Origin of the sequence: Kribbella shirazensis (genome assembly GCF_011761605.1) — a bacterium.
In the GTDB taxonomy this organism is placed as follows: domain Bacteria; phylum Actinomycetota; class Actinomycetes; order Propionibacteriales; family Kribbellaceae; genus Kribbella; species Kribbella shirazensis.
The window spans coordinates 3,290,792-3,313,737 of sequence record NZ_JAASRO010000001.1; the positions used below are offsets into that span (position 1 = coordinate 3,290,792).

Here is a 22,946-nt window from a genome sequence, read left to right on the forward strand (position 1 = left end):
ATGGGCGACGTACTCAAGCTCGACACGATCGAGCACGCGATCGAGGAGATCCGCGCCGGGCGGCCGGTGATCGTGGTCGACGACGAGGACCGCGAGAACGAGGGCGACCTGATCTTCGCCGCGTCGAAGGCGACGCCGGAGCTGCTGGCGTTCCTGATCCGGTACAGCTCCGGCGTGGTCTGCGTGCCGATGGAGGGCGCGGATCTCGACCGGCTCGGGATTCCGCTGATGACGCCGCACAACCGGGAGCGGATGCGGACGGCGTACACGATCTCCGTCGACGCGCGGGACGGGATCAGCACCGGGATCTCGGCGGCGGACCGGGCGCGGACGATCCGGGTGCTGACCGACTCGGCCTCGGAGCCGTACGACCTGGTGCAGCCCGGCCACGTGTTCCCGCTGCGGGCGCGCGAGGGCGGCGTACTGGTGCGGCCGGGGCACACCGAGGCGTCGATCGACCTGGCCCGGATGGCCGGGTTGACGCCGGCCGCGGTGATCTCGGAGCTCGTGAACGACGACGGCACGATGAAGCGCGGGCACGATTTGCGCGCGTTCGCGGACGAGCATGGGCTGGTCCTGGTGTCGATCGACGACCTGATCCGGTACCGGCGCCGTACCGAGTCCCAGATCCAGCGGGTCGCGACGACGACGCTGCCGACGCAGTACGGCGATTTCGTTGCCCACGGCTACCGCAACACGGTGGACGGGTCGGAGCAGCTCGCGCTGGTACGCGGCGAGATCGGCGACGGGCCGACGCTGGTACGGCTGCATTCGGAGTGTCTGACCGGCGACGTGTTCGGTTCGTTGCGGTGCGACTGCGGGCCGCAGCTCGACGAGGCTCTGCGGCAGGTCGCCGCCGAGGGTGGTGTCGTGGTGTACCTGCGCGGCCACGAGGGGCGGGGGATCGGGCTCCTGCACAAGCTGCAGGCGTACGAGCTGCAGGACGCCGGACGCGACACGGTCGACGCGAACCTGGACCTCGGGTTGCCCGCCGACGCCCGCGACTACGGGACCGGTGCGCAGATCCTGGCGGACCTCGGCGTGCAGTCGGTGAAGCTGCTCACCAACAACCCCGACAAGCTGGCCGGCGTCCAGGGCTACGGCATCGACGTGGTCGAGCGGCGCGGCATCTCCATCGACCCGACCGAGCACAACCTGCGGTACCTGCGCACCAAGCGCGACCGGATGGGCCACCACCTGCCCGGCGGCCTCCCCACAGATCTGACTGGACTGACTGAAGAGAACGGAGCCGGCTGATGTCGGGCAGTGGAGCACCCACCATCGAGGTCCCCCGCGTGGACGGCGCCCGGGTCGCGGTCGTCGCCGCCCAGTGGCACCCGAAGGTCACCGACGGCCTGCTCGCCGGCGCCCTGCGCGCCCTGGAAGACGCCGGCGTCACCGACCACACCGTCATCCGCGTCCCCGGCTCCTTCGAACTCCCCGTCGCGACACTGCACGCGGCCAAGTCCGGGTACGACGCGGTGGTGGCCCTCGGCGTGGTGATCCGCGGCGACACCCCGCACTTCGAATACGTCTGCCAGGCCGCGACGGACGGCCTGATGCAGGTCGGCGTCACCACAGGTGTACCCGTCGGTTTCGGCGTACTCACCTGCGACAACGACCCCCAGGCCCTCGACCGCGCAGGCCTCCCCGACAGCCGCGAAGACAAAGGCTACGAAGCCACCCAAGCCGCCCTCTCCACCCTCGCCGCCATCCGCCAACTGGAGAAGTAACGGCGTGGTGGGGGAGCGTGGTCAACCCACGCGCTAGGGACGGTCGAGTCGGGCGACCAGGGTGTCGAGGGTTGGCCAGGGTGGACCCGCGTGCAGGGCGCGGAGGAGTTCTGCTCCGAAGTACCCGCCGTTCGGGAATTGGTCTGTGTGGTCCCAGCGCCATGCTGCGACGATTGCGAGGACTAGTTGGCGGCAGTTGTCCAGTAGTTGCTGGTCGACGTTCGGGTAGTGGGTGCAGACTGCTTCGGGGACGTGGGCCAGGTCGAACTCGATTGGTCCTCGGCAGCAGGTTTCGAGGTCGATGAAGAGGGCGCCGGCCTTCGTGTTCAGGATGTTGCCTGGGTGCGGCTCGCCGTGGAGGAGTTGCTCTGCGGCGCCGTGGTTGTCGATCGTCTGTTGCAGGCTTCGTAGTTTGCTGGTGAGGAACACGCGGTCGGCGTCGGCGAGCTCCGGCGAGCGCATCGGGTCGGCGACGATCTGCTCGGCTTCCGCGATGCGGTCTGTGAACCGCGGGCTCGGCAGTGCGACCTTGCGCATGCCGATGTGCAGTTGCTCCAGTGCCTCGGCGTACTGTTCTGGTGAGACGTGAGGTGTCACTGGTTCGTAGTACGTCCAGAGGGTCACCGCGAAGCCGTCGCGTGTGCGGACCTGGGGGTCCACCCGAGGCTCCAGCGCGGCTACCGGGGATCCGAGGCCGGCGAGTCGTTGTGCGAGCTCGATCTCGAACTCTGCGACCTCTTGTCCTACGGGTGCGACCCGCGCAAAGACGTCGCACGGCGTCAGCCGCAGCGCCAGCTTGTTGGAGTTGTGGAGAACGATGGCGTCGTCGGCCTGCAGACCCAGCGTCGCGGCGACCGAAGTCGTAGCCGCGATCGCCCGGGTGATGTCGTCCGTGTCCATAGGCTGGTCACGCTACAGCCGCGGTCTCGCCCTGTCCCTCGCTTTTCCATTTGGTTGCCGAGGGCTCCTTTCGTCCACCTGGGCAACTTTCGGGTGTCGAGCTAGTGTCGATGGGCAGTACGCCGACGGCATCCGGGAGGGCACCGTGCACACACCGACGCCGGAGGAGATCGCCGGCCGGTTCGAGCTGGGTACGCCGGACGGCGGCCTCGTTCACGTCCGGCGGGGCGACACCGATGCGTGGCGGCTCGACACCTCGACCGGTAGGTACTTCGTCAAGGGGTACTTCGCGGCAACGGGCGGACAGTTCCACGGCGAGCACCTGTCCGATCAACTGGCCGCCGCGATGGCGTTCGAACGTCGGGCGCTCGACGCAGGTGTGGACATGCCGGAGCCGATCATGCCGACCGATCCCCACCTGGACTGGCTGGTCTGTATCGAGGACCGGCTGTTCCGGGTCTACCGCTGGGTCGAGCATCGAACTGCCCCGCCCGCCGGAGACATCTCGTCCTGGCTCGGCCGGACGATGCTGCAGGTCCATCAACTGCAGCCGGTCGACTCGGTCGGTCTGCCTGACTGGTGGCGGGCAGCAATTCATCCTCCCGAGACCTGGCAAGGCTGGTTCGCCCGAGCCCGCGAAGTTCCGTGGGCGAGCCTCTACCGGGATTGCATTCCGCACATCCTCGCGGCGACTGAACGCATCGCCGAGCTGTGCGACCTCGCCCCGGACGTCGTGACAACCCACGGCGACTTCAAGACCCACAACATCGTCATGTCTCCCGGCGGCCCCGTCCTGGTCGACTGGGACAGCGTCCGCACCGACAGCGCGGCGCTCGAGGCAGGCCGGGTCGCATACATCTTCGGAGCCGGCGAACCCGAACAGGTCCGGAGAATCCTCACCGTCTACGGAGCAGCCGGCGGCAACCTCGGCTGGGCCGGCCCGGACCTCTTCAGCGTGACCAGAAATCAAATTCAGGTCCTGAGCGAGCAGATCCGGGTCGCACTCGGCGAAGCCACCGCGCCCCGCTGGATGGGCGACCCCGCAAGCATCAACACCGCAATCACCACCAGCCTGAGAACCCTCCCCACAAAGCTCGCCCACCTACGCCACCTCACCTCCACCCTCAGCAATCTCGACTAGCAACACCCGCAGCGGGCTGGGCCGACGTCTGCGACACCCCCTGGGGTCTGGAGACACGCCATTGCCTGTCTCCCGACCCCACGGAGTGTTCACATCGGCACAGGTCCACTCGACAGCTCACTCGAGGCGGGTGTGTTCCATCTGCCAGTTGGTGATCCAGGTTTGGCCGGCGTCTGTGGAGAAGGCCTGTTCCCAGGCGGCTTTGTCGGTGCCGGTGGTCCAGAGGAATCTGACGTCGATGGGTTGGCCGTCCCACTCGTCGGGGCCTTCGAAGATGCCGGTGCCGTTGTCGAAGGAGCCGATGACGGGGGTTTCGAGGCGGCCGCGGGTGCTGTTGATCCAGTGGATGGACCAGGTGTGGGTCTCGGGGTCGTAGAGGCGGAACGTCGCGCCGCGGAAACCTTCGCTCGGGTACCAGCCCTCGTCGAAGCTGATCGCACCGTCGAAGTACGTCGTGGCCTGCAGCGTGGCGTCGTGTTCGTACCACTCGTGCGGCTCGCCGAGGACCGGGCGGCGGCGCCGGTTGTGGAAGGACCAGCGGCCGACGAGGAAGTCGAAGTCGTCGGTGACCTTGGGGACGTCCAGCGCGGGCGGGGGAGTGTCGCGGCGGGTGAAGTCCATGGTCCAGTTGGTCTCCCAGGTCTCGCCGCCGTCGTTCGAGTACGCCTGCTCCCAGTGCGCGGTCTGCTCGGTGATGTCGGACCACTCGTAACTGCACAGGATCGGCTGCCCGTCCAGCGAGTCCTCACCGACGAGCCGGCAGCGGGATCCGTCCTCTGCCCACCCGCCGTGCACGGGTGGATAGAGCTTCATCGTGGAGCTGTTGACCCACCAGATGCTCCACTGCTTCGCCACCGGGTCGAACAGCCGCAGCGACAGCCCGTACGACCCCTTCGTCGGGAACCGCATCTCGTCGATGCTGATCTGCCCGTCGAAGTACGTGTGCGCGGTCGACGTCCCGTCGTACTCGAGCCACTCGTCGCACCCGGCGAAGGCCTGCTTCAGCGTGCGGTGACGGACGTCGAAGTACCCGTTGAGGAAGTCGAAGTCGCCGGTCACCTTGGTCCAAGTCGTCATGGGACCAAGCGTGCGAGCAAAACCTGACAACCCATGGCAGCGATAAGCACTAACCTCGAAGCATGCGTTCGAGCCGGCTGTTGTCGATCCTGCTGTTGCTGCAGACGCGCCGGCAGCTGACCGCGCGCGAACTCGCCGACGAGCTCGAGGTGTCGCTGCGGACGATCTACCGCGACGTCGAGGCGCTCGCGGCAGCAGGAGTTCCCGTGTACGCCGACCAAGGCCGAGCAGGCGGGTACCGCCTGGTCGAGGGTTACCGCACCCGCCTGACCGGCCTCACCGAACAGGAAGCCGCCGCACTCTTCCTCGTCGGCATGCCGGGCGCGGCCGCGGCACTCGGACTGACCGCCGAGACGAGTGCCGCCGAGCTCAAGCTCCTCGCCGCGCTCGCACCCGACCAGCGCGACCGCGCCGGCCGCCTGAAGAACCGCTTCCACCTCGATCTGCCCGCCTGGTACCAGGACGCCGAGGACTCACCACAGCTCGCCGCCGTCGCCGACGCCGTACTCCACGACCGGCGCGTCAAGGTGCTGTACCGCCGCTGGGAGGAGCCCCGCGAGGTCGAGCGAACCCTCGAGCCGTACGGCCTCGTCCTGAAGAACGGCAGCTGGTACGTCGTGGCGTCCACACCCGGCGGACTGCGGACGTACCGCGTCTCCAACATCCTCGAGCTCACCCCGACCGACGAGGAGTTCGAACGCGCCGACGGGTTCGACCTCGCGCGGTTCTGGCAGGACCACCTGGAGGGCTTCGACCGCACCCGCTTCACCGCCGAGGCCGTCGTCAAGGTGTCGCCCCGCCTCGCCGCCAAGATGTACGACGTCTCGTACCCGGCGCTCGTGAGGGCGGTGGCCGCCGCCGTACCGGAACCCGACGGCAGCGTCGTAGCGGCCATCCCGATCGAGTCCGTGGTGAACGCGGCGGCGTCACTCAGCCGCTTCGGCGACGCGGTCGAAGTACTGCGACCCGCGGAGCTCCGGGCCGAACTGCGTGAGCTCGGCCGGAAGCTGCACGACCTCTACTCCTGAGCCAGCTCCCCGTTCGCCCGTTCGCCGGCCTCGGCGCTGCGCCGGAGGAAGTCCGCGATCAGCGTGAGCTCGGCATCGCTGTAGTCCGCGAGTACGTCGTCCATCGCGCCGATCATCGGGCGGTACAGCCGGAACACCTCGGTGCCGCGATCCGGCAGGACGCTGATCGTCACGCTGCGCCGGTCCGCCCGCGCGCGGTCCCGGGCGATCCAGCCGCCGCGTTCGAGCCGGTCGAGGATCCCGGTCAGCGTCGCCGGGTGCACACCGGCCTGGCGGGCGAGCGCGCTCGGGGTGAGCGGTCCGTTGCGGGCGAGCACGTCGAGGCAGTCCAGGTCGACGTCCTTCAGCGCCAGCCGGCCGCCGATCTGATGGTTCAGCAGGGCGAGCTGGATGCGCAGGTCGCGGAGCGCGGCCTTGATCTCGTTCCCGGTCCGGCGACGGTGGCGCACGTCACCTGCCTCTTGTCTCGATTCCATATATTATGAGTTCCGTACTATATGAGATGCGGATGATATTCACGGTAGCGCAAGGAGGCGTTCGGGATGAGGATCACGGTGTTCGGCGCGACGGGCGGGATCGGCGGTCACGTCGTACGGCAGGCGCTCGATGCGGGTCACAAGGTGACGGCGGTGGTGCGTACGTCGTCGGCCTTCGAGCTGGAGCATCCGTCGCTGGAGGTCGTCCGGGTGCCCGGTCTGGACGCGGCGGAGCCGCTGCGCGAGGCGATCGACGGGAGCGCTGCGGTGATCTCGGGCGTCGGGCCGCGCGGGCGCAAGGACGGGCCGGTCGCGTCCCGCAGTACGAAGTCGATCCTCACGGCGATGGAGGCGGCCGGGGTACGGCGGTTCGTCGCGGTGAGCGCTGCGCCGCTCGGGCCGGTCCCGCCGGACGAGAGCTTCCTGAACCGGCGGGTGCTGCTCCCGCTGATCAACGCCTTCGCCGCCGACGTGTACGCCGATCTGCGGGTGATGGAGGCGGACATCCGGAACAGTGCCACGGACTGGACGATCCTGCGTCCGCCGAAGCTCAACAACAAGGACCTGACCGGTCGCTACCGGACGATGGTCGGCGGCACCGTCACGCGCGGCTACCTGATCTCCCGCGCCGACGTCGCGCACCTGATGCTCGCGGTCCTCGACGACCAGTCGACCGTCGCCCAACCGGTCGGCGTGGCGTACTGATCGGCCGGGAGCCGTACCTCCACGCAGGCAGAACCCGCGAAAGAGGGCGCAAACGGGCCGAAAACCCGACTTCTGCCTGCATGGCGATTCACCCAAGACGGCGGATGAGGTCGTGGGAGACGGCCTGAACGGTGCGGTCCTGGAAGCCGGTGGTGGTCTGGGCCATGGTGAGGGAGTTGAGCAGGGCCTCCTCGACGGATTCGGTGACCGCCTGGAACGGGCAACGGAGGTCGCGGTCGGCGAATCCCGGCGTACGGCGGGTGCTGAACGCGATCGCGTAGTCGCCGCTGCCGGGGGCGTAGTCCGAGCCGACGCGGGCCATCGCGAAGATCGCGCGGCGGGCGAGGCGGCCGAGTTGGCGGGCGTCGAGCGGCAGGTCGGTCGCGACGACGATCATGCACGAGTTGCCGTCGGCATCGATCGGTTGCGCGGGGACCGGCGTACCGAGGACGGTGAGCAGACCGGAGAAGTTCGACTGGACCAGAGCGCCCACCACGCCGTGGTCCAGGACGCGGGAGGCGGTGCCGATGCCGGCCTTGAAACCCAGGGCGCAGGTGCCGGTGCCGGCTCCGGCGCAACCCTCTGCGGGCAGGGCCGACGTGGCGGTGTCCAGGGCGGAGTGGACATGGTCGGGGGTGACCGGACGGCGGCGGATGTCGGAGAGGTGACCGTCGTTGGTCTCGCCGACGACCGGGTTCCGGCTGGTGATCCGCGGGTCGCGGTCGAGGACCCAGCTGATCAACGCGTCCGCGACGCGGAACGTGCTGAGCGTCCCGGTGAGCAGGATCGGCGTCTCGATCACCCCGAGCTCGTCCACCTGCGTACTCCCGACCAGCTTCCCGTACCCGTTGCCCACCGCAACCGCGGCCGGCAGCGTCTCCGCCCAGCCGTCCGGCACGATCGCGGTCACCCCGGTGTTCAGCCCGTTGCCGGTGATCGTCGTCTGCCCGACGCGGACTCCCGGTACGTCGGTGACAGCGTTCAACGGCCCCGTGGACAGGGTCCCGACGGTGACGCCGAGGTCGCGGACCCTCCGTGGTGTCTGCATGCGACTATCGTCGGCCACATGCTGCAGCACCTGACCGGCCGGGTCTGGCTCTACCCGCACGACCCCGACCCGGAGGCGATCCGCCCGTCCGTCGCCGTGATCGCCGACGACCGCGGCAGCGTGCTCGTCGACGCCGGCAACAGCCCCGAGCACGCCCGGGCTGTCCGTACGGCGATCGCAGCGGCCGGACTACCGGCGCCGCAGTGGCTCGTCTACACCCACCACCACTGGGACCACACCTGGGGCGCCTGCGCCTGGCCCGACGTCACCGTCGTCGCACACTCGACAGCCGTCGACCTCTTGACCGCGGAAGCCGACCGCCCTTGGAGCCACCGCTACCTCCACGACCAGGTCGAGGCCAACCCGAAGCTCGCCCCGAGCTTCCGCGCCCGGGCCCTCGCCGTCCCCGACTGGACGGACTTCCGGATCGTCGCTCCGCGCCAGACCTTCGACGAAACCCTGACGCTCCCGACCGGCGTCGTACTCCGCCACGTCGGCGGCAACCACGCCCCGGATTCCACCATCGTCGTGGCCGACGGAGTCGCCATCGTCGGCGACGCCTTCTACCCGCCGCCGTACCACCTCCGCACGCCGGCCGACACCGCCGACCACGCCATGATCAAACGCCTCCTGTCCGAACGCCACTCCTGGTACGTCGACGCACATTCCCTGCCACGCCGTCTGTCCGAAGCGCTGACGCAGTCCGGGTAGCGGACCTGGTGACGGCCTGCGGGGAGTGAACCCCGTAGGCTGGGGCGCGCGATGAAGAGATTTGAGGAGTTGTTCGCCGAGCTGGGTGAGAAGGCGCGGACGCGGCCGGAGGGTTCCGGGACCGTGGCCGAGCTGGATGCCGGCGTGCACGCGATCGGCAAGAAGCTGGTCGAAGAGGCCGCCGAGTCCTGGATGGCCGCCGAGTACGAGAGCAAGGACCGGGCCGCGGAGGAGCTGTCACAGCTGCTGTACCACGCCCAGGTGATGATGCACGCCCTCGGCCTGGATCTCGACGACGTGTACCGACATCTGTAGGAGCACCCCACAGCCACCGGTTCACGTCACCTCAGGAAGGCAGTGCCATGCTGCGCGTCGCAGTACCGAACAAGGGCTCGCTGAGCGAAGCCGCCACCGAAATGCTGTCCGAGGCCGGCTACAAGCAGCGCCGGACCACCAAGGACCTGACTCTCACCGACTCGGCCAACGAGGTCGAGTTCTACTACCTCCGCCCGCGCGACATCGCCGTGTACGTCGGCGAGGGCACGCTCGACGTCGGCATCTCCGGCCGTGACCTGGTGCTCGACTCGCACGCGGACGCCGAGGTCATCATGGGCCTCGGGTTCGGCTCGTCCACCTTCCGGTTCGCCGGACGGCCCGGTGTCGCGGAGTCCATCAAGGACCTGGCCGGGAAGCGGATCGCCACGTCGTACGCCGGGGTGCTCCAGGACCACCTCGCCGAGAACGGTGTCGACGCCGCTGTCGTACGCCTCGACGGAGCCGTCGAGTCCGCGGTCCAGCTGGGCGTCGCGGACGTCATCGCGGACGTCGTCGAGACCGGTACGACGCTGCGCCAGGCCGGGCTCGAGGTGTTCGGGGACCCGATCCTCCAGTCGGAGGCCGTGCTGATCAAGCGGCACGGCGTCGAGACCCCGCCGAACGGCCTGCACCAGTTGGTGCGCCGGCTCGAGGGCGTCCTGATCGCGCGCAACTACGTGATGATGGACTACGACATCCGCGCCGAGGACGTCGACGCGGCCACCGCGGTCGCGCCCGGTCTGGAGTCGCCGACGGTCTCCCCGCTGCACCGGCAGGGCTGGGTCGCCGTCCGTGTGATGGTCCAGCGCGCCGAGGCGCAGCGCCTGATGGACCAGCTGTGGGAGGTGGGCGCCCGTGCCATCCTCACCACCGACATCCACGCCTGCAGGATCTGACCGGTCCGTCCGCGCCATGCCGACCGACGACCCCGATCCCGCCGCACCGGCCAGTTCCGATCGGTTGTTCACGTTCCACCCGCGGATCGTGGCGTTGATGGCCGGTGGGATGGGGTTGTCGCTGATCGCGGTGTTCGGGGTGATCTGGTTCCGGTTGTCGCCGGACGATCGGGCGACGTTCGACCTGTTCCAGCGGCTCACGTTGCTGGCGTTCTTCGGCGCGGTGCTGTGGATCCTGTACCGGATGACGACGCTGCGCGTCACGGCGTACCCGGACCGGCTGCGCGTGCGGAACGTCTTCAAGTCGTACACGCTGCAGTGGTCCGAGATCACCGCCCTGCGGTTCCGGCCCGGGGACGCGTGGCTGCAGCTGTTCGATGCCGACGACAACCGGCTCGGGATCCTCGCGATCCAGGCCGCCGAGGGTTCGCGGGCGTCCCGCGCCGCGAAGGAGCTGGCGGCGGTCGCCCGCGAACACGGCGCGGGACCTAGATCGAGACCTGAAAAGTAGTCGTGTGCGACTCGCCCGGCTTCAGGACGACGAGGTCCTGGCCGGTGCGGAAGGCGTCGGGAGGGCAGGTCATCGGCTCGACCGCGAGCGCCGTACGCCCGACCGCCTCGCCGGTGAAGAGCTGCATCCACGGTGTGTCGCTCGTCAGCACGGAGCGGGTGCCCGTGTCCGGGTCGCTGAGCGTCACCGACCACTCGGCGCCCAGGCCGGTGAAGGCGTTGTCGATCGTGGTCGTGCCGATCGTGCGTGCGCTGCGGAAGTCGTACGGTGAGCCGGCCACCGGTGTGAGTCCGATGGGCGCCATGCGGTCTGCGGATACTTCCAGACGGTCGGTTGCGGTGAACTCGAGGACGCATTCGTCGATCGGGCGTCCTACGGTCAGATACGGATGAGCTCCATAGCCGTACGGCGCTGAGTTCCTACCGATGTTGGTGGCAGTGGCGATGACAGTGAGCCCGCCCGAGAGCTGGGGCGAGCCGGGCAGCTGGGGTGAGCCGGGCCGCTGGTGTGAGGCGGTCGGCTGGGGTGAGCCGGACTGTTGGGGTGTGCCGGGCTGTTGGGGTGAGCCGGACGGCGGCGTCTGGGGCGAGCCCGATTGGGGTGAGCTGGGCGGTTGGGGCGAGGTGGGTGGCGTTGGAGCGTCCAGGCGGTAGTCCAGGCGTAGGTCGAGTTGGTGGGGATAGCCGGGGTGGTCGTGCAGGCGGTGGCCGACTGCGAGTGCGGCCGGGTCCGAGCCGTCGTCGAGGCGTTGCCAGGTCGCCCAGCGGGTCAGGCCGTGGATCGCGTTCTTGCGGGCGGGCTCGGTGAGGGCGAGCTGCTGGTCGGTGCCGTCGAAGGTGTACTGCCCGTCGGTGATCCGGTTCGGCCACGGGAACAGGTGCTGCCCGATCCCGGCGTGCGCCGCCTCGTCCTCGCCGTACCCCAGCAGGATCGGGCGTCCGTCGTACGTGAGCCGGCGCAGCCCGCCGCCGACACTCACCACGGTCGCCTCGTACCCGCCGCCTTGGAGGACCCACTGCTCACCGGATGGGAAGACATTCATGCCCCAATCCTGACCGATGCGGCCCGAACGACAGGAGGTAGTCCACGCCGACGGCCTCGCCCCCGCCTGGCGACCTCACGGCAGCCGCCCTGACGGGAAACACCTCCTGTTCTTAGGTCCCCTGTCCATCGGGGGCGACCCCGTTCGTGGTGATGCTGTAAACACGCTCACAGGAGGTACACCGTGAAGTACATGCTGCTGATCAACGCCGGCGAGCTGGACCCGGAGAACTCGCCGGTCGGGTGCGAGCCGGAGGACTGGATGCGGTTCGACAAGGAGATCACCGACTCCGGCGTGGTGGTCGCGTCCGAGTCGCTGGCCGACCTGGTCACCGCGACGCGCGTGCAGGTCGCGAACGACGGCAAGCGGACCGTGACCGACGGCCCGTTCGCGGAGACCCGGGAGGTGCTCGGCGGGTTCTATGTGATCGACGTACCGGACCTCGACGTCGCGCTCGAGTGGGCCGCGAAGTGCCCCGGGTCGCGCGGCGGCGGCTCGGTCGACGTCCGCCCGGTCGCGGAGTTCCCCGGGGCCTGACGGTGGATCACGTCGAGGCGGTGTTCCGGGAGGAGCGCGGTCGGCTGCTGGCCGCGCTCGCCCGGCGGTTCGGGGACCTCGACCTGGCCGAGGAGGTCACGTCGGAGGCGATCGAGGCGGCGCTCACGCGCTGGCCCGTCGACGGCGTCCCGCCGAATCCGGGCGGCTGGCTGATGACCACCGCCCGGCGCAAGGCCGTCGACCGGCTCCGGCGTGACCAGGTGTACGCCGCGAAATTGGCGATCCTCCAGGTCGAGGCGGATCGCTCCGCGCCGCAGGCCGCCGGGGACGAACTGCCGGACGAACGGCTGCAGCTGTTCTTCACCTGCACCCACCCCGCCCTGGCTCCCGAGGACCGCGGCGCGCTGACCCTGCGCTGCCTGGCCGGCCTGACCACGCCGGAGGTCGCGCGGGCGTTCCTGGTCCCGACCGCGACGATGGCGAAACGGATCGTCCGGGCGAAGAAGAAGATCCGGGAGGCGCGGATCCCGTTCCGCGTCCCCGGCCCGGACGAGCTCCCGGAGCGGCTGCCCGGTGTCCTGCAGGTGATCTACTCCGTCTTCACCGAGGGGTACGCCGCCAGCTCGGGACCGTACCTGCAACGCCTCGACCTCGCCGAGGAAGCGATCCGCCTGGCCCGGATCCTGCACCGATTGCTCCCGGATGCCCGCGAGGCGACCGGTCTGCTCGCGCTGATGCTGCTGATCCACGCCCGCCGCGACGCCCGCAGCGGTCCGGACGGCGACATCGTCCTGCTCGAGGACCAGGACCGGAGCCGCTGGGACCAGGCGATGATCGCCGAGGGACGCGACCTGGTCGTCACCGCACTCACCGGCGGCCCCGCCGGACCGTATGCTGTCCAGGCCGCGATCAACGCCGTACACGACGAGGCGGCCGATTTCGCCGGCACCGACTGGCCGCAGATCGTCCAGCTGTACGACGTACTTCTCGAGCTCGACCCGTCGCCCGTGATCGCGCTCAACCGCGCCGCCGCCATCGCACTGCGCGACGGCCCCGAGGCAGGCCTCGCCCTCCTGGACGAGCTGGCCGCGGAACCGGTCCTGCGGGACTACCACCCGTTCGCGCTCGCCCGAGCCGATCTGCTGCAGCGCCTCGGCCGTGTCCCGGAGGCGATCAGCGCCTACGACCACGCCCTCACCCTGGCCGGATCCGAACCGGAACGCGAGCACGTCCGGCGGCGGCTCGCCGTACTGAACGCTTCCAGATAAGGTAAGCCTCACCTAAATTCGTGAGGAGTGCTGATGAAGCGGACCCTGGTCCTCGCGCTCGCCCTGATCGTCGCGCTGGCCGGTTGTTCGTCCTCGCCCGAGGCCGCGCCGCCGCCCGAGGCGATCACGGTCGCCCACAAGTACGGCGAGACGAAGGTCCCACGCGACGTGTCGCGCGTGGCCACGGTCGGCTGGAACGACCAGGACTTCGTGCTGGCGCTCGGCGTGGTGCCGGTGATGACGCGGGCCTGGTTCGACAACTACAACGACTTCCCGTGGGTGCGCGAGGCGACCGGCGGCAAGGGTGTCCCGAGTGCCGGGCGCGACGGGATCGACTACGAGGCGGTCGCGGCGGCGAAGCCGCAGGTGATCCTCGCGATCTACGAGACGATCGACAAGCCGACGTACGAGCGGCTGTCCGCGATCGCGCCGACGGTGGTGCAGAGCGCCGACTACCCGAACGAGGAGACTCCGTGGGACCAGCAGTTGCTGCTCACCGGCAAGGCCCTCGGCAAGACGGCGGAGGCGCAGGCGCTGCTCGATCAGGTGCACGCGAAGATCGACGAGGCGAAGAAGGCCCATCCTGAGTTCGCCGGGAAGGTGCTGGTGGAGGACTACGGTCCGGCGAACGGCGGGCACTACCTGCTCGGCAAGGGTGATCCGCGGCGGGCGCTGTTCGACGCGCTCGGGTTCGCGGCACAGCAGGCGACGAAGGAGGTCAGCGCCGAGAAGGTCGCAGTGCTGGATCGCGACGTGCTGTTCGTCAACGGCGCGACGAAGAAGCAGCTGGCGGCGTCGCCCGTGTTCGCTCGGCTCGCGGTCGTGCGCTCCGATCGCACGTTGTACACGTCGTTCGAGTCGAACCTCAGCGGCGCGCTGTCGTACAGCGGCCCGAAGGCGCTCCTCTACGCGCTCGACGTCCTCGTCCCGCAGTTGGCCAACGCGCTCAACGGCCGCCCGGTGGCCGACCTCTCGAACGCCTGACCCGTTGTCGCGGGTCGTCGTTGCGGTCAGGATGGTGCCGCATGGAGACCGTTTACGAAGCTGCGGGTGGGGCGGACGGCATGCGGCGGCTGGCGGCGGCGTGGCACGAGCGGGTGATGGCGGACGAGATCGTCAGCCACGCGTTCCACGGCGGGGCGAGGCCCGATCACACCGAGCGGCTCGCGGCGTACTGGGGTGAAGCTCTCGGCGGGCCGCCGGCCTACACCACGGCGTACGGCGACGAGGCGTCGGTGCAACGCCGGCACGCCGGGAACGGCGAGCACGACGAGATGAACCGGCGCGCGATCGCCTGCTTCGACGCGGCCCTGGCCGACGCGGGCATCGACGACGAGCGGGTCCGGACCGTACTGCACGACTACTTCGCCTGGGCGACCTTCACCACCATGTACCGCCACCGGCTCGACGACATCGACGCCGGTCAGGCAGTCCCGCGGTGGTCCTGGGAAGGGCTTCAGGAGGCGGCGGAGTCGTGAGGGGGTAGGGCCACGGATTTCGCGACCAGCTCGAGGGCGGGGTCGAACGGCATCGACGGGTCGCCGTCGACGATGACGTGGGCGCGGGAGCGGGTGGCCTGCTCGGCGAAGTGATCGCGCTCCCAGCGCATCCACTCGAGCCAGTGGTCGCGCAGCGCCTCGCCGTCGCGTTCGATGCCGCGGCCCAGACGGACCTCGTTCGACGTCTCGACCCACAGGCGCAGCGACTGCCAGTGCGCGGCGTCCCGGTCGCAGGCCGTGACACCTTCGACGATCAGCAGTTCCACGGTGTTCGGTACGACGTGCAGCTCGGCGTACGTGCGCTGGTACCAGTCGTACCGGCGGTACCGTCCCTCGCGGCCGTCGGCCAGCCGTTGCAGGACGTGGTCGCGGAGCAGTCCGAAGCCGCGCTCGGCTCCGGTCCAGCCGTCGTACAGGTCGTCCATGTGGACGACGTACGTGTTGAGGTCCCGAGCTTCGGCGCGGGCGGCGAGGTTCGCGGCGACGGTGGTCTTGCCGGAGCCGGCGGGTCCGTCGATGCCGATCAGCCGGGTCCGGCCGAGCTGGGGTGAGCCGGCCTGGACGTTGTCCAGGAGCGAGTCGATGGTCAGGGGCGAGCCGTGGTCAGCGGCCTTCTCAGTTGATTCCATGGCGCTTCAGGATGTCCTCGATCTCGTCGAACTCCGACGATTCGGGCTGCTTCGCCTTCCCCTTTGACGGCCCCTTGGAGCGCGCAGCAGCTTTTGCGGTATCGGCTGTCGCCGGCTCGGGGCCGGTCGATGACAGCTCTCCCGCGGGCGAGGCGGGTTTCTTCGGTGCCTTCTCCTTGTTCCCACCGCGGCCGCGGGCCACACCGGAAACGACGTACAGCACGACCGAGACGCCGAACAGCGCGACACCGGCCCACACGGTCGGCGAGAAGATCAGGTGGGTGACCCAGCTCACGGTGGAGCGGACCACGTCCCAGACCAGCTCCAGCAGACCGGTCAGGTACAGCGAGACCGGCAGCAGGGACCAGGCCACGCCGCGCGTGCCGGCCGCCACCCCGCGTCGCCGCCAGGCGAACCACGAGCCGATCAGACCGAGCAGCGTGAGGCCTACGCAGAACGGCAGCAGCGTCAAATCGTTGAAGTCAGGCACATACCCAGGCTCGCACAGTTGCCGCGCGATCCAAGAGGGGAACAGCCCTGACGCACCCCTGAAACACCGGTCCGGGGAGAATGGGCGCGTGCAACCACCAGAGCGGCGACTGGCCTTCACCGGGTTCGACAACGACGACGGCTCGGCGGATCCCGCACTGGCCCAAGCACTGGCCGACGGCGACGACGGCGCCGTGCTGGCGGCGATCACGCGGGCGCGGCTGCTGGTGCCAGTGGTCGCGATGCTCGGCGAGGTCGAGTACGACGAGAACGGCCTGGCGCACGACAAGACGTCCGACATGGCCGTCGCGCTGCTCCGGGGGCAGGACGGGCGGAACGCGCTGCTCGCGTTCACGAGCACCGAGAGCCTGGCCCGCTGGAGCCCGGAGGCCCGCCCGATGCCGGCCCAGACCCAGCTGGTCGCCACCGCGGCGATCCAGGAGGGTGCGGCCGCGATCGTCCTCGACATCGCCGGCCCCGCCACGGGCGTGATCGAGACCGACGACGTACGCCGCCTCGCCGCCGGCCTCCAGATCATCCGCCTCGAAGACGGCGGTTACGCCTGGATCGAGCCGGGCCACTGAGCCTTTCCGGAAAGAAACGGTCACAGAGCGACGAATTCTTTCCGGAAAGCCGGGGACGGCAGGATGGTGACATGACCGAGGACCGCGGGGACGTGCTTCCGCCGGGGCTGGAGCTGGCGTGGGGTGTGCAGCCGGCGCAGCGGCGAGGGCCGAAGCCTGCGCTGTCGGTCGAGCAGATCGTGGCCACCGGCATCGAGTTCGGCGACCGGTACGGGTTCGAGGCGGTCTCGTTGCAGCGGATCGCGGCGCAGCTCGGCGTCACCACGAACGCGATGTACCGCTACGTCCGGTCCAAGGAAGAGCTGATCGTGCTCGTCCACGACAAGGCGGTCGGGCTGCCGCCGGAGCTGCCGTCCGGCTGGCGCGCGGCGGCGATCGCGTGGGTCGACGCGCAGGTCAAGTTGTACGAGAACCGGCCGTGGCTGCTCGACGTACCGATCCGTGGCGCGCCGGTCACGCCGAATCTGCTGCGCTGGCTCGAGGTGATGCTCGCGGCCCTCGCCGAGACCGGGCTGAGTCAGCACGACAACCTCGGCTGCCTGGTGCTGCTGGACGGGCACGTGCGCAACTACGCGAATCTCGCGCGGCAGCTCGGCGCGAGTGACAGTACGCCGGTGCAAGCGGAGCAGGTCGGCCGGTTCCTCGTCCCGCGGCTGATCGAGGGCGGCTACCCGACAGTGGCGTCGCTGTATCTCAACCACGAGTACGAGGACGAGCTCGACGACGACCTCGACTTCGGACTCGCCCGCATCCTCGACGGCATCGAAGTCCTGATCAGCAAGGGTGTCTAGGGCAGGACGATGCGCACCGGGCCGTCGGCGCGGGCCTCGACCCAGCGCAGGTGGAAATCGCTGCCGGGGGCAACTTCCGGGCGGCGGGACGGGTCGGTGCGGAGGTTGACCGGTGCGGTCAGCGTGGTGACGGGCTCCTGCGGCCGGACGCCGTTCGCCTTCACCTCCGCGATGACCTCGGCGAGCGCCTGGGCGGCCGGCTTGCGCTGGTGGTCCACGGTGAACAGGCCGAGGTCGTACTCACGGTCCGGGAAGTCGAGCAGGCGCCGGTCGATGTCGTGCGAGGACCACCACGTCACGCCGTACAGCGACTGGTTCGTGAGCACGGTCTCGACCGTACGGCGGGTGAACTCGGCCTGGAGGTCGACGGGGATGTCGGGCCCGGGTACGCCGATCTCCTGCAGCCAGACGGGCCGGTCGGGGTCGAGCGAGGTCGCCCTGGCGAGCTCGATCAGGTAGTCGGCGTGCGTGAGCGTGGCCGGGCCGAGCGGACCGTCGACGCGCGAGACCCCGTTGAAGACCCACGAATGCACGGTGGTCAGGTCTCCCAGGTCCACCGCGTCGACCGGGTGGAACGGATGGTCGGCCTTGTACCAGGCGTCGTCGAACACCGAATGCAGCGCGAGGACGTCGGGCGCGGCCTTCTTCAGCGTGGTCAGCAGTTCATGGGCCCACGCGGTCGACGTCTCCGCGGTCGTCGGGCTGTCCGGCCACAGGTTGTTGACCTCGTTGCCGAGGGTGATCGCGAAGACGTTCGGCTTGGTCGCGACGGCGCGGGCGACGGTGTCGACGTACGCCGTGAGTCCGTCGCGGACCGTTCGGTCCTCGAACAGGCTGCTCTTGTGCCAGGTCAGCACCCACGACGGGAGGAAGTCGAAGCTGGACAGGTGGCCCTGGATCAGGTCGACCGCGACGGTCAGGCCGTGCTCCGCGGCGGCGTCGATCGTGTCCAGCAGGTCGGCGATCGCCTGCTCGCGGATGATCGCCCGGTTCGGCTGGATCCACGGCCAGACCGGGAAGACCCGGACGTGGTCCAGGCCCGCCCCGGCCAGGTCCGCGAAGTCCCGGCGGACGGCGTCGCGGTCGTAGTCGAGCCAGCTGTAGAACCATCCCGCCGAGGGAACGTAGTTCGCACCGAACCGGGGCGTGACGGTCTGCAAAGCCATGCCGAGGATGCTAAATCGGTTTAGGCCACAAGAGCAACTGCACCCTCCCCACGCACCCGCCGCCAGCTCCCCGATGTTGCTGGCCAGCCAGTCAAATCGGGGGTCCTGCACCCTGCTTGCGGGTGTAGAACCCCCAAGTTCGTGGGTCAGCCAGTCGAATGCGTCAGTGGGCGAGGGTGGGTGGTGCGGGTGGGGCCGGGGTGATCAGCGGGGTGGGGGAGCGGTGGACTCGCGGACGGTGAGGACCGGGTCGGCGGTGCGGCGGTTGATCACCGTGGCCGGGTCGGCGATGGTGTCGAGCAGCACCTCGGCGGCCTGGCGGCCGAAGTCGTAGGTGTCGCGGGACAGCGCGGTCAGGGCCGGGTGCATGAGCTGGGTGAGGATCGAGTCGTCGAACGCGACGATCGACAGGTCGTGCGGGACCGAGACACCCATCTCCATCGCGACCCCGAGCCCTGCGACCGCCATCACGTCGCTGTCGTAGACGATCGCGGTCGGGCGGTCGGGCTGGGACAGCAGTTTGCGGGTGATCGCGGCGCCCTCCGCGTCGCTGAAGTCCGTGGTGAGCGAGGGCGCGTCGAGCAGCTTGAGCCGGGGCGCCGCGTCCCGGACGGCCCGCATCCGGCGCTGGGTGTGCTGGAAGTTCGGCGTACCGGCGATGTGCGCGATCCGGCGATGGCCCAGCGCGGCGAGGTACTCGACGATCGCCAGCATCGCGTCGCGGTCGTCGGCCCAGACCGAGGCGAGCGCGCCCTTGCCGCCGCGGCCGCCGATCACCACGGCCGGCAGCTCGAGCGCCTTGAGCTCGTCGATCCGCGGGTCCTTCACGGTCAGGTCGACCAGGATCACGCCGTCGACGCGGTGCTCCGACGTCCATCGCCGGTACACCTCGATCTCGGCCGCGGTGTCCTCGACGATCAGCAGCTGCAGCGAGATCGACTCCGCCGACAGGCCGGACTGCACGCCGGACAGCAGGTGCGCGAAGAACGGCTCGACCCCGAGCGTCCGGGCCGGGCGGGCGATCACCATGCCGACCGAGTCCACCCGGGACGCGCCGAGCGCCCGCGCCGCGCTGTGTGGCCGCCAGCTCATCTGCTCGGCGATCTTCAGGATCCGCTCCCGGGTCGCGTCGCTGACCCCCGGCCGCCCGTTCAGCGCGAACGACACCGCGCCCTTGGACACCCCGGCCCTGGTCGCGATGTCCGCGATCGTCGGTCTCGCCATCGTGATTCCTCCTGCCCTTGACAGCGGATTCTACGATGTGGATAGTTCGGGAGCTATACCGGTTTATCAATTCCAGGAGATCCCATGCGTAGACGCCGTCCGGCGGTCGTGGCTATGCTCGCCGCCGCCGCTCTCACCCTCGCCGGTTGCGGCCTCGGTTCCGAGGACTCCGGCGGCAGCGGCGGTGCCAAGCCGACCGTCGACGCGAACGCCCAGGTGACCGGTGAGGTCAGTTTCCAGACCTGGGCGCTGAAGCCCAAGTTCACGTCGTACGTCGAAGGCGTGATCAAGGCGTTCGAGGCCAAGTACCCGGGCACGAAGGTCACCTGGCTGGACCAGCCCGGCGACGGTTACGACAAGAAGGTGCTCAGCCAGGCGTCGGCCGGCCAGCTCCCGGACGTGACCAACCTGCCGCCCGACTTCGCGCTCTCGCTGGCCAAGCAGAACATGCTGCTCGACGTCGCCGCCGCGGACCCGAAGATCAAGGACGAGTACGTCGAGGGCGGCGTGCAGGCGTACCAGTACCAGGGTATGGACGGCACGTTCGGCTACCCGTGGTACCTGAACACCGACATCGACTACTGGAACGCGACCAAGTTCGCCGCGGCCGGCCTGGACGTGAAGAACCCGCCGAAGACCTTCGACGAGCTGCTCGCGGCCGCGAAGACGATGCACGACAAGACCGGCGGCAAGGAATACCTCATGAGCCGGCTGCCGGGCATCGGTGACTTCACCAACGCCGGCGTCAAGATCCTGTCCGACGACGGCAAGAAGTTCGTCTTCAACACCCCTGAGGCCGCCGCGCTGCTGGACAAGTACCGCGACGCCTACAAGGCCGGGTACATGCCGCGCGACATCCTGACCAACGAGTACCTGGGCAACTCCAAGCTCTTCACCCAGGGCAAGGTCGCCTGGACCACCGGCGGCGGCAACGCGATCCAGGACTTCAACAAGGACAACCCGTCGCTGAAGGGCAAGGTCGTCCCGTCGCCCGCGCTGGACACCCCGCCGCTGTACGTGCAGGGCCTGTCGGTGTCGGCCAAGACCAAGAACCAGGCGGCCGCGATCGCGCTCGCGAGGTTCGTCACCAACGCCGAGAACCAGGCCGCGTTCGCGAAGATCGTGAACATCTTCCCGTCCACCAAGGCCTCCGCGTCCGACCCGTACTTCTCCAAGTCCGACGGTACGCCGGAGAGCGACGCCAAAGTGCTCGCGTTCGAGTCGCTGGCCAAGGCCAAGGTGCTGCAGCCGCCGGTGATCAGCGGTGCGACCAACGACTTCATCGGTCAGCAGATCTCGCTGGCGATCGCCGGCAAGATCTCGTCGCAGGCAGCCCTCGACGCCGCGGTGGCCAAGGCCAACCAGTTGCTCACCCAGTAATGAGTCGGGGGATGCGTCACCAACGCTGGTTCACCCCGTGGGTGCTGGTGATCCCAGCACTCACGTGGTTGCTGGTCTTCAACCTCTGGCCGTCGGTCAACACCGTCATCCTGTCGTTCACCAACGCCAAGCCGCTCGGCGGCGGCACGTTCGTCGGGTTGAAGAACTTCGAGACCCTGCTGCACGACGAGCAGCTGCGGTGGGCGCTGCTGAACAGCGTCATCTACATGGTGGTCTGCCTGCCGTTCCTGACCGTTCTGCCGCTGCTGCTCGCCGTGCTGGTGGAGAAGAAGCTGCCCGGGATCACGTTCTTCCGGACGGCGTTCTACACCCCGGTGGTCGCGTCGGCGGTCGTAGTGGCGCTGATCTGGCAGTGGATCCTCGACGACCGCGGCCTGGTCAACGGACTGGCCGAGAAGCTCGGGGTCATCTCCGGGCCGCTGCCGTTCCTGTCCGACCAGTGGCTGTTGTTGCTCAGTGCAATCAGTCTGACGATCTGGAAGGGGCTGGGGTACTACATGATCATCTACCTGGCCGCCCTCGGGAACGTCGGGCGTGAGCTGCACGAGGCGGCCGCGGTCGACGGCGCCGGACCACTGCGGCGGTTCGTGCACGTCACGATCCCGGGGGTGCGCGGCACGATGATCCTGATCTCGATCCTGATCTCGGTGTCGGCGCTGCGGGTGTTCTCGGAGCTGTTCATCCTCAGCGGCGGCAAGGGCGGCCCCGGTGGCCGGGACAACTCGGTGGTGATGCTGATCCAGCAGTACAGCCAGGGCTTCGAGGGCAACCTCGGGTACGCGTCGGCGTTGTCGATCGTGCTGTTCTTCGTCACCGTCGTACCGATGCTGGTGCTGGCGCGGATCAACCGGCGAGGAGCGGAAGCATGAGTGTTGTCACCGATCCGGTGCGCCCGGTCGAGGCGCCTTCAAGCAGTACGCCGCCCCGGCGGAAGGGGTCGTTCGGGTTCAACTCGATCTCGCCGCGCGAGCGGGTCGTGCGGTACCTGCTGCTGGCGTTCGTGCTGCTGATCACGATCGGGCCGTTCCTGTGGCAGCTGTCGACGTCGCTGAAGGGGTCCGGCGAGGACATCTACACCCGGATCCCGCGGCTGCTGCCGGCCCAGCCGACGTTCGACCACTACAAGGCGGTCGCCGACACGATTCCGGTCTGGGACTACGCGCGGAACTCGCTCGTGGTTGCCGTCCTGGTTGTCGGCGGCAACGTGATCGGCGCGTCGCTGGCCGGGTTCGCGATCTCGCGCCTGCAGTTCCGCGGCCGGAAGATCGTGCTCGGGCTGTTCCTGGCCACGCTCGTCCTGCCGGGTGAGGTCACGATCATCTCGCAGTACGTGACGGTCCGGGAGTTCGGGCTGGCGAACACGCTGTTCGGGGTCGCACTGCCCGGCATGATCGGGGCGCTGAACGTGCTGCTGATGTACAACGCGTTCCGCTCGCTGCCGGTGGAAGTGGACCAGGCCGCGGTCGTGGACGGCGCGAACGCGTGGCAGCGGTTCCTCTACATCGGCCTGCCGTCGGTGCGCGGAACCATCAGCGTGATCGCGATCTTCGCGTTCATCGGCGCATGGGACGACTTCCTCTGGCCGCTGATCGTGCTGACCGATCCGGACAAGTACACGCTGACCGTCGGCCTGCAGTACCTGTCCGGCACCTTCAGCAACAACCCCCGCCTGATCGCGGCGGGCACGATGATCGCCTTCGTCCCGATCGTCATCGTCTTCGCCACCCTCCAGCGCTTCTTCTTCAAGGGCGTCGAGGAAGGCGCGGTCAAGGGATAGCGAAACCGGCTCCGGCCTGACGCAGGCCGGAGCCGGT

Annotated in this window: 27 protein-coding genes; 18 read left to right on the forward strand and 9 right to left on the reverse strand. The window is 69.1% G+C overall.

The genetic code is table 11. The annotated features are described in order from the left end of the window. Together BJY22_RS16240 and ribH are read left to right on the forward strand one after the other, a co-directional pair. Entirely contained in the window at positions 1 to 1,257 is a 1,257-nt protein-coding gene (locus BJY22_RS16240) for a bifunctional 3,4-dihydroxy-2-butanone-4-phosphate synthase/GTP cyclohydrolase II (protein ID WP_167207669.1), read from the forward strand. Continuing rightward, positions 1,257 to 1,733, forward strand: coding sequence for a 6,7-dimethyl-8-ribityllumazine synthase (gene ribH / locus BJY22_RS16245; protein ID WP_167207671.1), 477 nt, complete (start codon positions 1,257 to 1,259; stop codon positions 1,731 to 1,733). Before BJY22_RS16240 ends, ribH begins: the two co-directional genes overlap by 1 nt. Before the next feature lie 33 nt (positions 1,734 to 1,766). Here the strand turns inward: ribH and BJY22_RS16250 are convergent, their stop codons facing one another. Beyond that, positions 1,767 to 2,633, reverse strand: coding sequence for a phosphotransferase (locus BJY22_RS16250; RefSeq protein ID WP_167207673.1), 867 nt, complete (start codon positions 2,631 to 2,633; stop codon positions 1,767 to 1,769). Between the two features lie 145 nt (positions 2,634 to 2,778). On the opposite strand from BJY22_RS16250, the gene BJY22_RS16255 reads away from it, so the two are divergent. After that, positions 2,779 to 3,774, forward strand: a complete 996-nt coding sequence (locus BJY22_RS16255; RefSeq protein ID WP_167207675.1) for a phosphotransferase — start codon at positions 2,779 to 2,781, stop codon at positions 3,772 to 3,774. A 117-nt stretch (positions 3,775 to 3,891) separates the two neighbouring features. Here BJY22_RS16255 and BJY22_RS41045 read toward each other — a convergent pair whose 3' ends face one another. Then, complete coding sequence (locus BJY22_RS41045) at positions 3,892 to 4,851, reverse strand: hypothetical protein (RefSeq protein ID WP_202891137.1); 960 nt, start codon at positions 4,849 to 4,851, stop codon at positions 3,892 to 3,894. A 62-nt stretch (positions 4,852 to 4,913) separates the two neighbouring features. On the opposite strand from BJY22_RS41045, the gene BJY22_RS16265 reads away from it, so the two are divergent. After that, the gene (locus tag BJY22_RS16265) at positions 4,914 to 5,879 is read left to right on the forward strand and encodes a helix-turn-helix transcriptional regulator (protein WP_167207677.1); all 966 of its coding nucleotides are present in this window, start codon (positions 4,914 to 4,916) and stop codon (positions 5,877 to 5,879) included. Here BJY22_RS16265 and BJY22_RS16270 read toward each other — a convergent pair. After that, a complete protein-coding gene (locus tag BJY22_RS16270; protein WP_337758737.1) occupies positions 5,870 to 6,328 on the reverse strand; it encodes a MarR family transcriptional regulator in 459 nt (152 codons plus the stop codon). The genes BJY22_RS16265 and BJY22_RS16270 overlap by 10 nt on opposite strands. A gap of 93 nt (positions 6,329 to 6,421) precedes the next feature. On the opposite strand from BJY22_RS16270, the gene BJY22_RS16275 reads away from it, so the two are divergent. Beyond that, positions 6,422 to 7,060, forward strand: a complete 639-nt coding sequence (locus BJY22_RS16275) for an NAD(P)-dependent oxidoreductase (RefSeq protein ID WP_167207681.1) — start codon at positions 6,422 to 6,424, stop codon at positions 7,058 to 7,060. 88 nt (positions 7,061 to 7,148) lie between these two features. Here the strand turns inward: BJY22_RS16275 and BJY22_RS16280 are convergent, their stop codons facing one another. Next, complete coding sequence (locus tag BJY22_RS16280; protein ID WP_167207683.1) at positions 7,149 to 8,108, reverse strand: P1 family peptidase; 960 nt, start codon at positions 8,106 to 8,108, stop codon at positions 7,149 to 7,151. An 18-nt stretch (positions 8,109 to 8,126) separates the two neighbouring features. Here BJY22_RS16280 and BJY22_RS16285 point away from each other — a divergent pair, with 18 nt between their 5' ends. From BJY22_RS16285 to BJY22_RS16300, 4 genes are read left to right on the forward strand one after another with little or no spacing between them, the layout of a single operon-like run. Next, positions 8,127 to 8,819: an MBL fold metallo-hydrolase gene (locus BJY22_RS16285; RefSeq protein WP_167207685.1), complete on the forward strand. Its 693-nt coding sequence runs from the start codon at positions 8,127 to 8,129 to the stop codon at positions 8,817 to 8,819. 51 nt (positions 8,820 to 8,870) lie between these two features. Further along, complete coding sequence (locus BJY22_RS16290) at positions 8,871 to 9,134, forward strand: phosphoribosyl-ATP diphosphatase (protein ID WP_167207687.1); 264 nt, start codon at positions 8,871 to 8,873, stop codon at positions 9,132 to 9,134. Between the two features lie 47 nt (positions 9,135 to 9,181). Then, positions 9,182 to 10,030: an ATP phosphoribosyltransferase gene (gene hisG, locus BJY22_RS16295; protein ID WP_167207689.1), complete on the forward strand. Its 849-nt coding sequence runs from the start codon at positions 9,182 to 9,184 to the stop codon at positions 10,028 to 10,030. Positions 10,031 to 10,046: 16 nt separating this feature from the next. Next, positions 10,047 to 10,541, forward strand: a complete 495-nt coding sequence (locus BJY22_RS16300) for a PH domain-containing protein (protein ID WP_167207691.1) — start codon at positions 10,047 to 10,049, stop codon at positions 10,539 to 10,541. Here BJY22_RS16300 and BJY22_RS16305 read toward each other — a convergent pair. After that, positions 10,519 to 11,583, reverse strand: coding sequence for an aldose 1-epimerase family protein (locus tag BJY22_RS16305; RefSeq protein WP_238350378.1), 1,065 nt, complete (start codon positions 11,581 to 11,583; stop codon positions 10,519 to 10,521). The two genes, BJY22_RS16300 and BJY22_RS16305, sit on opposite strands and share 23 nt — an antisense overlap. Positions 11,584 to 11,775: 192 nt before the next feature. Between BJY22_RS16305 and BJY22_RS16315 the strand changes: the two genes are divergently transcribed. Genes BJY22_RS16315 through BJY22_RS16330 form a run of 4 tightly spaced genes read left to right on the forward strand, consistent with a single transcriptional unit; the run spans position 11,776 to position 14,827 of the window. Further along, positions 11,776 to 12,120 (forward strand): YciI family protein, encoded by a 345-nt coding sequence (locus BJY22_RS16315; protein WP_202891988.1) that lies wholly within the window; start codon positions 11,776 to 11,778, stop codon positions 12,118 to 12,120. After that, the gene (locus BJY22_RS16320; RefSeq protein ID WP_167218306.1) at positions 12,117 to 13,349 is read left to right on the forward strand and encodes an RNA polymerase sigma factor; all 1,233 of its coding nucleotides are present in this window, start codon (positions 12,117 to 12,119) and stop codon (positions 13,347 to 13,349) included. Before BJY22_RS16315 ends, BJY22_RS16320 begins: the two co-directional genes overlap by 4 nt. Before the next feature lie 33 nt (positions 13,350 to 13,382). Then, positions 13,383 to 14,333 (forward strand): ABC transporter substrate-binding protein, encoded by a 951-nt coding sequence (locus tag BJY22_RS16325; RefSeq protein WP_167207695.1) that lies wholly within the window; start codon positions 13,383 to 13,385, stop codon positions 14,331 to 14,333. 41 nt (positions 14,334 to 14,374) lie between these two features. After that, positions 14,375 to 14,827 (forward strand): globin domain-containing protein, encoded by a 453-nt coding sequence (locus BJY22_RS16330; protein ID WP_167207697.1) that lies wholly within the window; start codon positions 14,375 to 14,377, stop codon positions 14,825 to 14,827. Here BJY22_RS16330 and BJY22_RS16335 read toward each other — a convergent pair. Both BJY22_RS16335 and BJY22_RS16340 read right to left on the reverse strand, forming a co-directional pair. Then, the gene (locus BJY22_RS16335) at positions 14,806 to 15,477 is read right to left on the reverse strand and encodes a uridine kinase family protein (RefSeq protein WP_167207699.1); all 672 of its coding nucleotides are present in this window, start codon (positions 15,475 to 15,477) and stop codon (positions 14,806 to 14,808) included. The genes BJY22_RS16330 and BJY22_RS16335 overlap by 22 nt on opposite strands. Then, positions 15,464 to 15,967, reverse strand: a complete 504-nt coding sequence (locus BJY22_RS16340) for a hypothetical protein (protein WP_167207701.1) — start codon at positions 15,965 to 15,967, stop codon at positions 15,464 to 15,466. Before BJY22_RS16340 ends, BJY22_RS16335 begins: the two co-directional genes overlap by 14 nt. 88 nt (positions 15,968 to 16,055) lie before the next feature. Between BJY22_RS16340 and BJY22_RS16345 the strand changes: the two genes are divergently transcribed. Then, on the forward strand, positions 16,056 to 16,550 hold the full coding sequence (locus BJY22_RS16345) for an SseB family protein (RefSeq protein WP_337758739.1): 495 nt from the start codon (positions 16,056 to 16,058) through the stop codon (positions 16,548 to 16,550). Positions 16,551 to 16,621: 71 nt separating this feature from the next. Beyond that, positions 16,622 to 17,341 carry a TetR/AcrR family transcriptional regulator gene (locus BJY22_RS16350; protein WP_167207702.1) on the forward strand — a complete coding sequence of 240 codons (720 nt, stop codon included), beginning with the start codon at positions 16,622 to 16,624 and terminating at the stop codon, positions 17,339 to 17,341. Here the strand turns inward: BJY22_RS16350 and BJY22_RS16355 are convergent. Further along, the gene (locus BJY22_RS16355; RefSeq protein WP_167207704.1) at positions 17,338 to 18,507 is read right to left on the reverse strand and encodes a glycoside hydrolase 5 family protein; all 1,170 of its coding nucleotides are present in this window, start codon (positions 18,505 to 18,507) and stop codon (positions 17,338 to 17,340) included. The genes BJY22_RS16350 and BJY22_RS16355 overlap by 4 nt on opposite strands. Before the next feature lie 204 nt (positions 18,508 to 18,711). Then, complete coding sequence (locus tag BJY22_RS16360; RefSeq protein ID WP_167207706.1) at positions 18,712 to 19,731, reverse strand: LacI family DNA-binding transcriptional regulator; 1,020 nt, start codon at positions 19,729 to 19,731, stop codon at positions 18,712 to 18,714. A gap of 84 nt (positions 19,732 to 19,815) precedes the next feature. Between BJY22_RS16360 and BJY22_RS16365 the strand changes: the two genes are divergently transcribed. From BJY22_RS16365 to BJY22_RS16375, 3 genes are read left to right on the forward strand one after another with little or no spacing between them, the layout of a single operon-like run. Then, positions 19,816 to 21,111 (forward strand): ABC transporter substrate-binding protein, encoded by a 1,296-nt coding sequence (locus tag BJY22_RS16365; RefSeq protein WP_167207708.1) that lies wholly within the window; start codon positions 19,816 to 19,818, stop codon positions 21,109 to 21,111. Positions 21,112 to 21,122: 11 nt separating this feature from the next. Then, a complete protein-coding gene (locus BJY22_RS16370) occupies positions 21,123 to 22,001 on the forward strand; it encodes a carbohydrate ABC transporter permease (protein ID WP_167207710.1) in 879 nt (292 codons plus the stop codon). Further along, positions 21,998 to 22,909: a carbohydrate ABC transporter permease gene (locus BJY22_RS16375; RefSeq protein WP_167207712.1), complete on the forward strand. Its 912-nt coding sequence runs from the start codon at positions 21,998 to 22,000 to the stop codon at positions 22,907 to 22,909. The genes BJY22_RS16370 and BJY22_RS16375 overlap by 4 nt, the downstream gene beginning before the upstream one ends. Positions 22,910 to 22,946 lie beyond the last annotated feature (37 nt).

Bases quoted from the DNA above. Each gene is read 5' to 3' on its own strand.
- BJY22_RS16240 (WP_167207669.1), top strand. From the start codon at position 1: ATGGGCGACGTACTCAAGCTCGACACGATCGAGCACGCGATCGAGGAG.
- ribH (WP_167207671.1), top strand. From the start codon at position 1,257: ATGTCGGGCAGTGGAGCACCCACCATCGAGGTCCCCCGCGTGGACGGC.
- BJY22_RS16250 (WP_167207673.1), bottom strand. From the start codon at position 2,633: ATGGACACGGACGACATCACCCGGGCGATCGCGGCTACGACTTCGGTC.
- BJY22_RS41045 (WP_202891137.1), bottom strand. From the start codon at position 4,851: ATGACGACTTGGACCAAGGTGACCGGCGACTTCGACTTCCTCAACGGG.
- BJY22_RS16265 (WP_167207677.1), top strand. From the start codon at position 4,914: ATGCGTTCGAGCCGGCTGTTGTCGATCCTGCTGTTGCTGCAGACGCGC.
- BJY22_RS16275 (WP_167207681.1), top strand. From the start codon at position 6,422: ATGAGGATCACGGTGTTCGGCGCGACGGGCGGGATCGGCGGTCACGTC.
- BJY22_RS16280 (WP_167207683.1), bottom strand. From the start codon at position 8,108: ATGCAGACACCACGGAGGGTCCGCGACCTCGGCGTCACCGTCGGGACC.
- BJY22_RS16285 (WP_167207685.1), top strand. From the start codon at position 8,127: ATGCTGCAGCACCTGACCGGCCGGGTCTGGCTCTACCCGCACGACCCC.
- BJY22_RS16290 (WP_167207687.1), top strand. From the start codon at position 8,871: ATGAAGAGATTTGAGGAGTTGTTCGCCGAGCTGGGTGAGAAGGCGCGG.
- hisG (WP_167207689.1), top strand. From the start codon at position 9,182: ATGCTGCGCGTCGCAGTACCGAACAAGGGCTCGCTGAGCGAAGCCGCC.
- BJY22_RS16300 (WP_167207691.1), top strand. From the start codon at position 10,047: ATGCCGACCGACGACCCCGATCCCGCCGCACCGGCCAGTTCCGATCGG.
- BJY22_RS16305 (WP_238350378.1), bottom strand. From the start codon at position 11,583: ATGAATGTCTTCCCATCCGGTGAGCAGTGGGTCCTCCAAGGCGGCGGG.
- BJY22_RS16315 (WP_202891988.1), top strand. From the start codon at position 11,776: ATGCTGCTGATCAACGCCGGCGAGCTGGACCCGGAGAACTCGCCGGTC.
- BJY22_RS16325 (WP_167207695.1), top strand. From the start codon at position 13,383: ATGAAGCGGACCCTGGTCCTCGCGCTCGCCCTGATCGTCGCGCTGGCC.
- BJY22_RS16330 (WP_167207697.1), top strand. From the start codon at position 14,375: ATGGAGACCGTTTACGAAGCTGCGGGTGGGGCGGACGGCATGCGGCGG.
- BJY22_RS16335 (WP_167207699.1), bottom strand. From the start codon at position 15,477: ATGGAATCAACTGAGAAGGCCGCTGACCACGGCTCGCCCCTGACCATC.
- BJY22_RS16350 (WP_167207702.1), top strand. From the start codon at position 16,622: ATGACCGAGGACCGCGGGGACGTGCTTCCGCCGGGGCTGGAGCTGGCG.
- BJY22_RS16355 (WP_167207704.1), bottom strand. From the start codon at position 18,507: ATGGCTTTGCAGACCGTCACGCCCCGGTTCGGTGCGAACTACGTTCCC.
- BJY22_RS16360 (WP_167207706.1), bottom strand. From the start codon at position 19,731: ATGGCGAGACCGACGATCGCGGACATCGCGACCAGGGCCGGGGTGTCC.
- BJY22_RS16365 (WP_167207708.1), top strand. From the start codon at position 19,816: ATGCGTAGACGCCGTCCGGCGGTCGTGGCTATGCTCGCCGCCGCCGCT.
- BJY22_RS16370 (WP_167207710.1), top strand. From the start codon at position 21,123: ATGCGTCACCAACGCTGGTTCACCCCGTGGGTGCTGGTGATCCCAGCA.
- BJY22_RS16375 (WP_167207712.1), top strand. From the start codon at position 21,998: ATGAGTGTTGTCACCGATCCGGTGCGCCCGGTCGAGGCGCCTTCAAGC.